Origin of the sequence: Flavobacterium phragmitis, assembly GCF_900112575.1 — a bacterium.
Lineage (GTDB): Bacteria > Bacteroidota > Bacteroidia > Flavobacteriales > Flavobacteriaceae > Flavobacterium > Flavobacterium phragmitis.
Genome location: NZ_FOMH01000015.1, coordinates 23,254 through 38,469, shown reverse-complemented (window position 1 = coordinate 38,469; position 15,216 = coordinate 23,254). Strand labels below are relative to the sequence as shown.

The following is a 15,216-nucleotide window of genomic DNA, read 5'->3' as shown; positions in this document are numbered from 1 at the left end:
TTTTAATAAGTGCTAATGATATATTTGTGGAAATAAAATCCACATGAATTAATTATTTTTCTATTTCCAGAGTTTGTGTTAATATGTTGCTTGTGGTGTGATTTTTTTCATCAGGCTGACTGCCTCCAACTGCAATTTGAATTTTGCCATTATACTGTTTTAAGCTTCCGTCTTCTGTTACATACGAAAGATCTTCTGATGAAAGATTAAATTTTATAACGGTACTTTCGCCCGGTTTTAAATTAAACCTTTCAAATCCTTTAAGACTTTTTAAAGGTGCTTTAATCGATGAATTTTGGTTCATTAGATAGAGTTGAGAGACTTCTTCTCCTTCTTTCTTTCCTGAGTTTGTTACTTTTACAGCAATAGTGATTGGTTGTCCCTTTTTTATTTTGGCTGGAGCTTTTAATTCGCTGTACTTAAATTGAGTATAACTCAGACCGTAACCAAATCCGTATAATGGTTTGCCTTTAAAGTAACGATAGGTTTTATTATCCATTTTATAGTCTATGAAAGAAGGTAAATCAGAGTCATCTTTGTAAAAGGTTACAGGAAGTCTTCCCGCAGGATTGTAGTCTCCAAAAATAACATCAGCGGCAGCCTTTCCTGCTGCTTGTCCGCCATACCAAATGTTAAGTATTGCCGGAATGTTTTCTGATTCCCATGGCACAGCTATAGCACTTCCTGTCATCATTAAAAAAATAACGGGCTTTCCTGAAGATTCAAGGGCTTGCAGAAGTTTGGTCTGTACTTCAGGTAGCAGGATAGAGGTACGGTCTCCACCTTTAAAACCGGGTGCATCAACAGGCATTTCTTCTCCTTCAAGCTGCGGAGAAATGCCTCCTGCAAAAATAAAAGCATCTGCATTTTTATGACGTTCAACAAGCTTATTGAAATCGGTTTTTATAAAATTTCCTGCTTGAAGAGATACTTCAGCTTTTCCTTCGCCTTGCCAGTATTCAAGTACTAATTTATAAACTTCATCTTTTTTGGTTTGCAGCTTATAGGTTTTCGCTCCCCATCTATTTTTATCCCAAGCGTTTATAACTTCTTTGTCGTCAATACTAAATCTGTAACCGTCATCTGCAGTGATTTCAAAAGAGATACTTCCATCTTCATCAGCTTTAAAATTAGTAGTGTAGCGTGCTGAAAAATGATTTGCTTTAATGCTTTTTGTGACCATTTCTCCTTCCTGCCAAAAATTGTTTATTTCAGGTTCAATTTTCACAGTTTCAGCTTTGCCAGATAATTTTGTATTGTCAAAATATTCTGCTTTAAAACCTTGTTTTCCTTCATAAAAATAGCTGTTTTTGAGATCCTTGTAAACCAGTAATGTATCATTTGTAAAGTTGACTGCTTTTTCGAAAACTATCTCAGTTTCAGGATTTACTTTTTCTTTGATGCCCTGTAAAACTGTAGTTAACTTAGACGGAGTTCCATTATAGTTTCCAAGTATAGAAATCGAATTGTCAGCATTTGGACCTAGAACTACAATCTTTTTAAGTTTTTTGCTCAACGGAAGTGTATTTTTCTCATTTTTTAGCAGTACTATAGATTGTCTGGCCATTTTTAGGGCATGGTTGCTATGTTCTTCGGATTCTAAAACAGAATTAGGAGTCTGTGCGTATTTAACCATAGATACAGGATCAAACATGCCTAGTCTAAAGCGGATCATAAAAAGACGTTTTACCGAAACATCAATTTGCTCTTCACTGATTTGTCCATTTTTTACAGCTTGAACAAGTGATTTGTAGGCGTCAGTTCCGCAGTCAATATCAGTTCCATGAAGCACTGCATCGGCCGAAGCGGAAGCTGCGTCAGGATGTGTTTTGTGGTTTTTGAAGAAATCATCTATTGCCCAACAGTCGGATGTTACATAACCATTAAATTTCCATTCCTTTCTCAGGATATCATTCATCAAAATGTCGCTGGCGCAGCAAGGTTGGGTTCTAAATGCATTGTAGGCACACATAACACCGGCTACTTTAGATTCGGTAATTAATTTCCTGAAGGCAGGCAGATAAGTATCCCAAAGTTCGTAAGGAGTCACATCGACATCAAAAGTATGTCTCAATGATTCAGGACCGCTATGTACAGCATAATGTTTTGCGCAAGCTGCCGCTTTCAAGTATTTGGGATCGTCTCCCTGGAGCCCTTTGACAAAAGCATCACCTAAAATAGCTGTAAGATATGGATCTTCTCCATAAGTTTCCTGACCGCGTCCCCATCTTGGATCCCTGAAAATGTTAATATTAGGAGTCCAGTAGGTTAGTCCCAGATAACGTTCGTTTGTTCTTTTAAGCTCAACTGCTTTATTATATACAGCTCTACCCTCCAAAGCAGCATAATCAGCCATTTTAAAAAGCGAATTTTTATCGAAAGTGGCAGCCATCGCAATGGCTTGAGGAAAAACCGTTGTTTTGAAAGGCGTTCTTGCAACTCCGTGAAGTGTTTCGTTCCACCAGTCGTAAGCAGGAATTCCAAGTCGTGGTATTGCAGGGGCGGCATTTAACATTTGAGCAACTTTTTCTTCCAATGTTAATTGACTGACTAAATTTTCTACTCGTTCATCAAAAGTGAGAGCAGTATTTTGAAACGGATAATTTGGTTTTGTATTTTGGGCAGTACACCAAAACGAGATTAAAATAAAGATTTGATATTTTATATTTTTTGTCTTCATACGAATTGATTTTTATGGAAATGGCTCGTGATTTAGATAAGTTTTTTAATTAATAAAATTAAAAACAACCGATTGCGTAAAGGAAAGCAAAATAAATCAAACATGAAATATTTTTTTAGGAAAAAGTGTGTTTTTTTATTTAGTCCATAAGTTTTTATGGTAAATTATAAGTTTTTATTATTTAAATATGGATTTGTATCGAATAATGAAAAAATAATACAAGACTCAAATTCATTTTTTTTGAAATTATAGTTATATTTACGACTAATTATATAGTAATGGAAGAACATAGACCTGTAACTATTTATGATATTGCAGAGCGACTTAATCTGGCTACTTCGACCATTTCAAGAGCTTTGAAGGATCATCATAGCATAAGTGATAAGACAATTAAAAAAGTTAAGAAAACTGCTGAGGAGATGGGGTTTGTTCCCAATACTCTGGCAGCAGGATTAAGAGGCAATAAAACCAAAACGATTGGTGTTTTGATCCCTACCATTACACAGCCGTTTTTATCGTCATTAATTAGCGGAATTGAGGTTACTGCCAGAAAATCTGATTATTCAGTGATTATTATGCAGTCGCACGATTCGTATGAAGATGAAGTTAATATGACTAAATCGCTTTACAGTAGCAGAGTGAGTGGTGTAATTTGTTCGTTGGCAATGGAGACAAAAGATACTTCCCATTTCCAACAATTTTCCAATAACAATATTCCCCTTGTGTTTGTTGATCGTGTTCCTAAAGGTTATAATACTTTTAGAGTGGTCATTGATAATTATACTGCTGGTTATAAAGCAACAAAACATCTTATCGATCAAGGCTGCAAAAGAATTGCACATCTGACTGCTGGAGCAGAATTTGGAAATCTTTATAAAGAAAGGAAAAGGGGATATCTTGATGCCTTGACAGATCATGGTTTACCAGTGAAAGAAGAATGGATTATAAATCTTAAGGCAATGACTTATGATGCCGGAGTCAAAGCCTGTCAGAAGCTGTTTGGTTTAAAAGTACCACCGGACGGACTATTTGCCCCGGGAGATATTCTAGCTGTCAGTGCTGTACAAACCGCAAAAAAAAGAGGAATCAAGGTCCCTCAGGATTTTGCCGTAATTGGTTTTAATAACGACCCTATATCAGAAATAATTGAACCTAATATTTCGACTATAACGCATCCTGCAGACAAAATGGGTAAGGCTGCGGCAAATATTGTGATAGATACTATTGGATCTCGTAAAGAAGAGGAAGCTAAAGAAATAACTTTTTTAAATACAGAAGTGCTAATTCGGGAATCATCTAAAAGAGCCTGAATTTTTTGAGACAAAGAAAGAAACTGCTGTTGCATTTTATGTAATAGCAGTTTTTTTGTATAAAATTAGATCTTATATAGCATTACTCCTTATATAATGAGTTAAAAATATTAAATTATTATTAAGTGGCAATACTAAATATAGCCTACACTTTGATAAATTATCTAACAATCGATTGTTTAGCTGAAATAACCTAAATTAAACTTGCTGTACTTGCAGGATATGTTTTTTTGTATAATTTTACACAACCGATTGTTTGTTTGTTTTAAATGAATAATTACTTCATTAAAAGGAATAGCAGTAGGTGTATGTGCTGCATTCATTAATCCTTGTTCTCATCTTAAGTAAGTCCTTTCTCAAATAATGTGAGATTGAATTATAAAGAATAAAATAAGATCTATTCTTTGAGGTAAGATAAAAAGAGGGTTTTAAGAGAAAAGAGTTTAAATTATTTAATAGAACACCATACTATGCCTGAAGATAGCATTGAACACATTAATTTTGAGGAAATTAATGATTTGGCGATTTCGAAGCCTTTAGTATCTCATATTTATACGGCCGATCCTTCGGCGCATGTATTCAATGGGAAGATTTACATTTATCCGTCGCATGATATAGATGCCGGAATTCCGTTTAACGATAACGGCGACCATTTCGGGATGGAGGATTATCACGTTTTTTCGATGGATACGATATCCTCTGAAGTTGTGGATAACGGAGTAGCACTTCATGTTGATGATGTGGCTTGGGCCGAAAAACAGATGTGGGCACCCGATGCGGCGCATAAAAATGGAAAGTACTATTTGTATTTTCCAGCCAAACGTGCCAACGGAATTTTCCAGATTGGAGTGGCGATAGGCGATTCGCCAGAAGGTCCTTTTGTACCGCAACCAGATGCTATAAAAGGAAGTTACAGTATTGATCCGGCAGTTTTTGAAGACGAAGATGGCAAACACTATATTTATTTTGGGGGTATCTGGGGCGGACAGCTTCAGAAATATCGAAATAATATATACGATTCCAATAACGAAGAACCGTTTGGCAATGAACCTGCTTTAGCTCCAATCGTAGCTTTGCTTCGTGATGATATGCTGGAATTTGCTGAAGAGCCAAAAGAAATTCAAATTTTGGATGAAAAAGGGAAAGTGATTTTGGCAGGAGATAACAATCGTCGTTTTTTTGAGGCTTCATGGGTTCACAAATACAACGGAAAATATTATTTCTCTTATTCAACAGGAGATACACATTTTATCTGTTATGCTATTGGAGATAATCCTTATGGGCCGTTTACATATCAGGGAAGAATTTTAAATCCTGTTGTAGGATGGACATCACATCATTCGATTTGTGAAGTGGAAGGGGAGTGGTATTTGTTTTACCACGATTCGAGTCTGTCTAAAGGAGTAACCCATTTACGAAGCATAAAAGTAACTAAAATAGATTATTTAGAAGACGGGTCAATTGTTACAATTGATCCGTATGGAATAAGAAGGTCGTTTGATTGATGGTGATTTAATTTTGTTTCTATGAAAAAGGAGGAATTGGGAAAAAGAACATGCAATGAAATGAGTCTTAAAAATAATATAGAAATAAATTGCACAATATTCTGTTTTGAAGAGAGAAAGCTAAAAGTGCTCGTAATTAAAAATGAAATTGATTTTACGGAAGACAAATGGAAATTGCCAGGTGCTTCATTGCCTTTAGGAGAGACAATGTTCAATACAGCACAAAAAATAGTAAGAGAATCTATATTTTCAGATGATTTCTTTTTAGAACAGTTAAAAGCATTCGAATACGATTCTTCTTTGTTTGGAGAGAATGTTGCGATTGGATTTTATGCCTTGGTAAGAGGAGGGAAAACGGATGCCAATAATGAAAACCTGAGTTCGGACATGAATTGGATTGATGTAAATGATGTGGCTTGTCTGGAAGCGAAATATCTGCCGATTTTAGACTTTAGTTTAAGAGAACTAAAAAAGAATATGCATTGCAGTGCAGTAGGTTTTAAACTTTTACCTGAAAAGTTTACCTTGCTTCAGGTGGTTCATTTGTATGAGGAGATATTAGGAATCGAAATAAATAAAGTCAATTTTAGAAGGAAGATTTTACAGAGAGAACTAGTTAATGCCTTAGATGAAAAAGAAGAGGGAGTCTCCTATCGAGCCGCAAAATTCTATTGTCTAAATATATTGGAAAGCGATATGCTGTGGAGTACAAAATTCAACTTCAATTTTTAAATAGTATTTGCCTGAACTTTTAATTGCTTTAAGCTATGAATATGATAGCTGTAAAAAGTTATTAGGTATGTCCCGTATAATATAAATGAATCTTTTGGATAGGATTTGAAACTATATAATACAAAGGTACCTTTTAAGTAGTTAATCCGTTAAACAAAAATCTGTTTTTAATTTATTAAACCTTCCATCACAATGTTGGAAGGTTTTTTTATGCAAAGCAATCGATTGTTTTTATTTTTTATGAAAGATGAATAATGATAGGATTAATGACTTATTTGTAAGTATTAATATTTTTCTTAGTAATTAATAGTATTTCTAGGTTTTGACAGCTACTTTTTAAGTCTTTTGAAGTAATAAAAGAAACAGCAGATTCTTTTTATATTTTCTTTAACAATTTTTATTAAATGATATTTTTTTCTCAAATTTAACTAAAACGTTGTAGTTAGATTTGATAAATATTCAATATTTTTCAAATATATATGATATAAGTATTTTTTTTAAGCCTATTTTTTTCGTACTTTATAAAAAATAATTTACACAACCGATTGTTTTTGAAACATGTTTTTTTATATTTGTAATAAATACACTTATGAAAATACCATAATACATAACATAAAAGTGTATTGGGAATAACTAACTAACAAAAACCAATTTTAATAATTAAATCCATTTTTTATGAATAATTTTTTTATTACTAGTAAATCGGAGCATCTAAAGAGTTTCGGTTTTTTGATTCTGTTGTTTTTGATCTCCTTTCAGATGAAAGCACAAACAACAGTTACAGGAACAGTTTCTGATGCGAACGGTCCAATTCCTGGAGTGAATGTTAATCTAAAAGGAACGAAAAATGGAGTGAGTACAGGCTTCGATGGTAATTATCTTATAAGCACTCCTTCAAATGGCGTTCTTGTTTTTAGCTTTATTGGTTTCAAAACCAAAGAAATTAATGTCAACGGACAAACGAAAATCAATGTACTTTTAGAGGAAGACTCCAATAATTTAAAAGAGGTGGTTGTAATCGGTTACGGTACGCAGATCAAGGAGGCTGTTACGGGTTCGGTTGCTTCTTTGGGAGGTAAGGAATTAAATGAAGTACCCGCGGCTAATATAACACAGGCTTTACAAGGAAGGCTTCCGGGAGTTGAGATGACCCAGACATCTTCTAAACCGGGTGCAGCCATGCAGATAAGAATACGTGGAACCAGATCCCTTACAGGTAGTAATGATCCTTTGGTAGTACTGGATGGAGTTCCGTTTGCAGGTTCTATTGGGGATATTAATCCTGCAGATATTAAATCGGTTGATATTTTGAAAGATGCGTCGGCGACTGCGATCTATGGTTCTCGTGGAGCAAATGGTGTAATTTTAGTTACCACTTTAAAGGGGAAGAAAAATCAAAAAGCAACATTTTCTTATAATGGTTTTAGCGGAATTAAACAGGTTTTTTCAAAATACCCAATGATGGATGCTTCTAAATTTGCTGCTCTTCGCGACTACACAGGTTTATATGTAGACGGTGTTGGAGAGTCCAGAAATGTAAATACTGATTGGCAGGATTTATTGTACGGTTCAGGTGAAATGATCAGTCATGATGTAAGTGTTTCAGGAGGAAGTGAAGGCGGAGCTTATAATGCTGGTTTAGGTTATTATAAAGAAGAAGCAGTATTGCCCGGACAAAAATTTGAACGTTTTAGCTTAAGAGCGGGATTAGACCAGCAGGTGAACAGGTCTATACGTCTTGGATTTAATACCAACAGTAATTACAGTATAACTAATGGAGATAATATTGGAACAGGAACAGTTTTAGGTACTTCTCCTCTGGCGAATCCATACAATGCAGATGGTTCCTTAAAAAGAACAGTTAGTATGGCTGCAGACGACCAATGGGTTTATACTAGACAAACGATCAGAAACCTTGGAGATTCCTATGTTAATTTGAATAGGGCTTTCAGTTCTTATAACAACATTTTTGCTGAGGTTAAAATTCCAGGAATCGATGGATTGAAATACAGACTTAATACGGGGTTAAATTTCCGTACCTCTAATGCAGGGTATTATGAAGGACAAGGGGTTTTTGACGTTAATCCTGCAACGCTGTCAAACGCGGCAATCACTAACGGATGGTCTACCCAGTGGCTTTTGGAAAATTTAATAACGTATGATAAAACTTTTGCACAGAAACACACTGTAAATTTTGTCGGCTTGTATTCAAATGAGCAATATACAGGCCAAAGTTCCCGAGTGACTCGAAACGGAATTACCTCTGATGCTTTTCAGTTTTACAATTTAGGACAGAGTGAGGAGGAAGCTGTAATTAATCCAGCGGATCAAGATTATACACAGTGGGGATTGACATCTTATATGGCTAGGTTAATGTATTCTTACGACAACCGCTATTTTATTTCTGGTACAATTCGTTCAGACGGTTCATCAAGATTATCTCCGGGAAACAAATGGGTAACTTACCCAGCAGTATCTGCAGGATGGACAATTTCGAATGAATCATTCCTTAAAGATGTTAAAAATATTAGTTTATTGAAATTAAGAGCAGGATATGGAGAAACGTCAAATCAGGCAGTTGCTCCTTATGCAACCCTTGGGGCATTAAGTACAAGACCTTACAATTTTGGAAGTACTAATTCAACAGGAGTTTACGTAACAGAATTGCCTAATCCTAATTTAGGATGGGAGTTTTCAACTACATGGAACTATGGTTTGGATTTTGGATTCTTTAATAACCGTTTATCCGGTACAGTTGAATATTATAAAACAAATACAAAAAACCTGCTGCAACGCGTGGGATTGCCAGCAACTTCTGGAGTAAGCGGTTATGTTGCTAACGTAGGAGAAACACAGAACAAAGGGTATGAAATATCATTAACCGGAGTTATTCTTGATAATCCTAATGGGGTAACATGGTCTGTGGGAGTTAATTTTTATAGAAATGAGAACAAACTGGTTGCTTTAGCATCAGGTGCCAGTCGTGACGAAGCAAACAATTGGTTTGTTGGATATAATATAAATTCAATCTATGATTATGAAAAGATTGGAATCTGGCAGGAAGGTGATCCTTATATGTCAATTTTAGAGCCTGGACCAACTGGAATTAACCAACAGGGAACGGTGGTAGGATCAATCAAGGTTAAATACACGGGAGAGTACAATGCTGATGGATCACCAGCTCGTGCCATTAATGCAAGCGATCGCCAGATTATAGAAACTGATCCTGACTTTCAGGGAGGCTTCAATACGAATCTTACATACAAAGGATTTGATTTTAATGCAGTAGGTGCTTTTAAAAGCGGTGGAGTGCTGATTAGTACTTTGTACGGTGGAGCGAGTTACTTGAATTTATTAAATGGCCGTCGCAGCAATGTGGATGTTGATTATTGGACTCCAGACAACAGAGATGCAGAGTTTCCTAATCCGCGAGGAATTAGAAGTGGAGATAATCCTAAATATATGTCAACAATGGGATATTTTGACGCCTCTTATGTAAAAATTAGAGCACTAACTCTTGGTTACACTATAGATCAAAACTTTACAAGAGGATTGGGGATTGATAAACTAAGACTGTATTTTACAGCCCAGAATCCATTTGTTTTATTTTCTCCTTATCATGACAAATCTGGAATGGATCCTGAGACCAATTCATTAGGTGATGAAAATCAGGCAGTAGCCTCTTATCAGAGAAGATTCTCTGTTATTGGTACCAACACACCTACCACCAGAAATTATTTATTTGGGCTTAATTTAACATTCTAATCACATAGTTATGAAACGATATATTTTTAAAAATGTAATTATAGGATCTGCTATTTTACTTTTAGCAAGCAGTTGTTCTGATATATTAGAAGAAAAACCTCATGATTTTTATGAACCAGGGTATTTCAAAACAGAGCAGGGAGTTAAACAGGGATTAACCTCTCATTATGCACACTTACGTTGGATTTATGGTCAGGCTTATTTTTATAATGCGTGCCAGACTGGAACAGATGAAGCGACTTATGCACAAAGTGCTGATGGAAATTTTAAAGATCATGATTTATCAGGAGTTGGTATTATTAATCCAAATTCAAGTCGTTCAGATGTTTTATGGAATAACTCTTATTATGATATCAATACCGCAAGTGGTATTATCGAAAATGGTGCTGCCGTTGGAGTTGCCAGTAGTTTAATCGCAGAATCTAAATTTTTTAGAGGGTTTGATTATTTCCTATTGGTGCAAACTTTTGGAGGTGTACCATTGGATTTAGGAGCTGGAGAATTAAAGTTTAACAGCAAACCTTCAAGATATTCTAAACGTAATACGGTTCCTGAAGTATATACAAAAGCCATTTTTCCAGATTTGGTTACAGCAGTTAATGATCTTCCAGATACACCTAGATTGACAGGTACAGTAACTAAAACTGTAGCGCGACTATTTCTAGCAAAGGCATATCTTACTTATGCTTGGTGGTTAGAAAACCCAAATAACATCCCAACTTATCCAGATGCTCCAAGAACAGATCCTGATGGACATAATGCACAGTGGTATTTTCAAAAGGCTTATGATCTGGCTGTAGAAGGAATAAATAATCCGGGACCTTACGAATTGCTTGATTCTTATTACGATGTTAATGCGGGAGCAAATGACAGAAATAAAGAAGTAATGCTTTTTGCTGATCATACACAGGAGAGTGAATATTATAATGGTGCCAGTCTCACTTATGGAAGCGGTGGTGCCCCGGATAATTTTGCAGGATGGATGGTAACTTGGAATTATACTGCTATCAGAAGCAAAAACGGAACAGCAGCTGTTTCCTCGGTACAAAGAGAAGCAAATCAGTTTTTAGGGCGTCCATGGACAAGAATGGCTCCTCCTATTGAAGTTTTTACCAACACTTTTGCTGATAAAACAAATGATTCCAGATACGACGGAACATTCGCCGCAGTTTTTAGAGGGAATTGGAATCTTCAGGGAACAGGCCTTACCGGAGTAGCAACGCTTACCAATGCGAATGGTTTAACGATTAAACCGGGAGATGCTGTTTTAACATTCTTAAATGATGAACCGCTAACGGCAATTACTTATCCTTCAGGGCAAGGAGACAGTGGGGTTGGAGCAGGAGTTCTACCAGGAAGAGCAGATTATGTGATTTCTCCAAAAGGTATCAGTAGAATTGTTTATCCGGGTTTCTGGAAATTAGGGCCTTACAGAACAGATAATGCTGGAGGACTAGGACAACCAAATGCTGGAAGTACGAGACCTTTCCCGGTAGCAAAATTCTCAGAATTGTACCTTGTTGCAGCCGAAGCAGCGGTAAAAGGTGCCACGGGATCTTTAACTGCCAGATCACTTGTAAATGTATTAAGAGCCAGAGCAGGAAAATGGAAATGGGATAATAATGGAAATACCGCTAAAATACAGGATAACAGTGTAGCAATGACGAGCGCAACTCCAGCAGTAATTGATATTAACTATATATTGGCAGAACGTTCTCGTGAATTTTTTGGCGAAGGCTATCGTTGGTATGACTTAGTGAGAACACAGAAATGGAATGAAATAGCTGGCAAATATTCTATAGGAGGTTCTAATTACGGACAACATACGCCTGAAGTTGTTACCAGAACCATTGATGCGCATCATTATCTCAGACCTATACCTCAAGGACAAATTGATGGTATGGAAATGTCTGTCGCTGAAAAAGCTGCGTATCAAAATCCTGGATATTAAGTTTAGTTAAGTTAAGTTTTCAAACTTGATTATTTTTTATAAGGTTTGATTGTATAGTTTGATCTTATATCTGATTTTTAAGTTTGAGTTAGTTGAAGGCCGAGAGTAATCTCTCGGCTTTTTAATAATTTTTCAATAAATTTCAAATAAATAATAAAAAACAATGATTACAAGAAAAGTACTTTTTTTATGTACAATAGGAATTTTATGTTTTTTCTCCCTGACTGCTCAGGAGAAAAATTCAAAGAAAAAAGTGGGCAAACAAGCTCCTGTATTTTCCAATGTTGTCTATCAAGGTGATGATGAGATTTATAAAAAAAATCCGTTAAAAGAAGATGAATTTTATTCTCCAGTTCTACAGGGATGTTATCCCGATCCAGCCATTACAAGAAAAGGTGACGATTATTACATGGTCTGTTCTTCGTTTGCGATGTTTCCCGGTGTGCCAATTTTTCATTCTAAAGATTTGGTAAACTGGACTGATTTGGGTGGGGTGTTAAATAAAGTTTCGGAGTTTAATCCTCATGATACAGGAATTAGCGCTGGAGTTTATGCACCTGGCATTACTTATAATCCACATAATGATACTTTCTACATGATTGTTACTGCTTTTACAGGTGGTTTAGGAAATATCATTGTAAAAACTAAAGACCCTAAGAAAGGTTGGGGAAGTCCAATTAAATTAGCTTTTGACGGAATTGATCCTTCTATTTTCTTTGATGATAACGGAAAAGGTTATGTAGTACACAATGATGCTCCTGACAAAGGAAAAGAACTGTACAACGGACATCGTGTAATCAAAGTTTGGGAATATGATTTGGAAAAAGATCAGGTAATTCCGGGAACAGATAAAATCATTGTAGATGGCGGAGTTGACCTTTCTAAGAAACCAATTTGGATTGAAGCTCCTCATTTGTATAAAAAAGACAATCATTATTATTTAATGTGTGCTGAAGGAGGTACAGGAGGAAATCACAGCGAAGTTGTTTTTATTAGCGATAGTCCAAAAGGGCCTTTTAAACCAGCATCTAATAATCCGATTCTAACACAGAGATATTTCCCCCAAAACAGACCCAATAAAGTAGATTGGGCTGGACATGCAGATTTAGTGCTTGGCCCGGATAATAAGTATTATGGCGTATTTTTAGGAATTCGTCCAAACGAAAAAGACAGAGTAAATGCAGGACGTGAAACGTTTATGTTGCCGGTAGACTGGTCGGGTACTTTTCCTGTTTTTGAAAATGGTCTAGTGCCAATGGGACCAAAGTTAAAAATGCCAAAAGGAGTAGTAAACAAAACAGGTAAAGATGGTTTTTTCCCAAATGGCAATTTTACATTTACAGAGAATTTTACTTCAGATAAATTAGATTACAGATGGATCGGGTTGCGAGGACCAAGAGAGCATTTTATTTCTGTTGTTAAAAATGGTTTGCAGATTAATCCATTTCCAGTAAATATTAAAGAATTAAAACCAACTTCTACATTATTTTGCAGACAGCAGCATAATACTTTTTCTTTTTCAACTACATTAGATTATAAACCGCAGACTGAAAGCGATTTGGCTGGAATAACATGTCTGCAGAATGAACGTTTTAATTATGTTTTTGGCGTAACAAAGAAAGGAAAAGACACCTATATACTCTTGGAAAGAACAAAAAATGGAGAATCAGAAATTATATCCAGTGCAAAAATAGAAACTAAAGGAGCATTACGTCTGCAAGTTAAAGCCACAGGAGACAATTATCAGTTTAGTTATGCTTTGAATGGTGGTAATTTTGAAAATCTGGGAAGCCCAGTTTCAGGAGATATTCTTTCAACAAATGTAGCTGGTGGATTTACAGGAGCTTTGATCGGTTTATATGCAACAGCATCTAATAATGCACATCCGAAATAGACTTTCGTACACTTATTATTCTAATGAAGAATAGTTTAAAAGAAAGAGAAGTACTTTATTAATGTGCTTTTTGGATTAAATAAGATATTTTAAATTTTGAGAAATATGAAAAAAAGACATTTAAAATATGTATTGTTTTTGCACCTTTTTATTTTAATAACAGGATGCAAAGCCAATCAGCCATTAGTAAATTCTTCTGGAAAGGCAGGTTCATCAAACTGGATAGGATCATGGGCTTGTGCGCCAATGCTTGTAGAGCCAAACAATATGCCACCGGCTCCGGGTTTGGCAGAAAACACGCTTCGCCAAATTATAAAAGTTTCGATAGGAGGGGAACGCATTAGACTGCGTTTTTCAAATGTATTTAGCGATCAGATTACAGTTTTAAAAAAGGTTAGTGTAGCCAATGTCCTTGAGGCTCCCGCAATTGATAAAAGCACACAAAAAAATCTCAGTTTTAATGGAAATCAAAAGGTAACATTAAATCCAGGGCAGGAAGTATTTTCAGACGAGCTCAATTTTCCATTGAAATCAGGTCAACGGCTTGCCATAACCATTTATTATGAAACGGCTTCGGCAAAAACAACAGGACATCCTGGATCGAGAACAACATCTTATATTTTGTCGGGAGATAATATCAATAATGATGTTTTTTCTGATGCGGTAAAAACGGATCATTGGTATTCTATAATGGGACTCGATGTGATAGCACCAAAAAATGCGTCTAATATTGTTTGCCTAGGAAACTCTATAACAGATGGTCGCGGGTCTGGAACAAACAAACAAAATCGCTGGACAGATATTCTGGCAACTAGACTGGCAGCCAATAAAGCAACTCAAAATATTGGAGTTTTAAATTTAGGAATAGGAGGAAATTGTGTTGTAAAAGGCGGATTAGGCCCAACTGCATTAGACCGTTTTGATCGTGATGTGCTTTCTCAAGCTGGTACAAAATGGCTCGTAATTTTAGAAGGAATAAATGATATAGGAGGAATTAAGCGCCCAGAAGACGCTCCAATAAAAGCACAAGAAATTATAGACGCTTACAAAATTATGATAGAAAAAGCACACGCCAAAGGCATAAAAGTGTATGGCTGTACGATTCTGCCTTTTCAAAAATCATTTTATGATGCACCTTTCAAACAGGAAGCAAGAGATATTGTAAATGCATGGATTCGAAATGACCATTTTGATGCAGTAATAGATTTTGATAAAGAAATGTCCTCGGAAACCGATTCAAAAACTATTTTATCAAATATGCATGATGGCGATTTTTTGCATCCTAATGAATTAGGATATCAAAGAATGGGAGAAGTAATAGACTTGAATTTATTTAAGTGAAATTCCATTTAGTACAAAAACAATTTTAACAAGATATC

At 35.7% G+C, this 15,216-nt stretch carries 8 protein-coding genes; 7 read left to right on the top strand and 1 reads right to left on the bottom strand.

The window, feature by feature from the left end:
- Positions 1 to 52: 52 nt before the first annotated feature.
- Positions 53 to 2,680, bottom strand: coding sequence for a glycoside hydrolase family 3 C-terminal domain-containing protein (locus tag BM289_RS22480; protein WP_091497973.1), 2,628 nt, complete (start codon positions 2,678 to 2,680; stop codon positions 53 to 55).
- 278 nt (positions 2,681 to 2,958) lie between these two features.
- Between BM289_RS22480 and BM289_RS22475 the strand changes: the two genes are divergently transcribed.
- The 7 genes from BM289_RS22475 to BM289_RS22445 all read left to right on the top strand — a co-directional run bounded on the left by BM289_RS22475 (position 2,959) and on the right by BM289_RS22445 (position 15,178).
- Positions 2,959 to 3,990, top strand: a complete 1,032-nt coding sequence (locus BM289_RS22475; RefSeq protein ID WP_091497971.1) for a LacI family DNA-binding transcriptional regulator — start codon at positions 2,959 to 2,961, stop codon at positions 3,988 to 3,990.
- A 470-nt stretch (positions 3,991 to 4,460) separates the two neighbouring features.
- Positions 4,461 to 5,495: a glycoside hydrolase family 43 protein gene (locus tag BM289_RS22470; protein ID WP_091497970.1), complete on the top strand. Its 1,035-nt coding sequence runs from the start codon at positions 4,461 to 4,463 to the stop codon at positions 5,493 to 5,495.
- A gap of 21 nt (positions 5,496 to 5,516) precedes the next feature.
- On the top strand, positions 5,517 to 6,227 hold the full coding sequence (locus BM289_RS22465; RefSeq protein WP_091497967.1) for an NUDIX hydrolase: 711 nt from the start codon (positions 5,517 to 5,519) through the stop codon (positions 6,225 to 6,227).
- 675 nt (positions 6,228 to 6,902) lie between these two features.
- Positions 6,903 to 9,992: a SusC/RagA family TonB-linked outer membrane protein gene (locus tag BM289_RS22460; RefSeq protein WP_091497965.1), complete on the top strand. Its 3,090-nt coding sequence runs from the start codon at positions 6,903 to 6,905 to the stop codon at positions 9,990 to 9,992.
- A gap of 10 nt (positions 9,993 to 10,002) precedes the next feature.
- Complete coding sequence (locus tag BM289_RS22455) at positions 10,003 to 11,943, top strand: RagB/SusD family nutrient uptake outer membrane protein (RefSeq protein ID WP_091497963.1); 1,941 nt, start codon at positions 10,003 to 10,005, stop codon at positions 11,941 to 11,943.
- A gap of 163 nt (positions 11,944 to 12,106) precedes the next feature.
- On the top strand, positions 12,107 to 13,837 hold the full coding sequence (locus tag BM289_RS22450) for a glycoside hydrolase family 43 protein (protein WP_091497961.1): 1,731 nt from the start codon (positions 12,107 to 12,109) through the stop codon (positions 13,835 to 13,837).
- Between the two features lie 105 nt (positions 13,838 to 13,942).
- Positions 13,943 to 15,178 carry an SGNH/GDSL hydrolase family protein gene (locus BM289_RS22445; protein WP_091497958.1) on the top strand — a complete coding sequence of 412 codons (1,236 nt, stop codon included), beginning with the start codon at positions 13,943 to 13,945 and terminating at the stop codon, positions 15,176 to 15,178.
- Positions 15,179 to 15,216 lie beyond the last annotated feature (38 nt).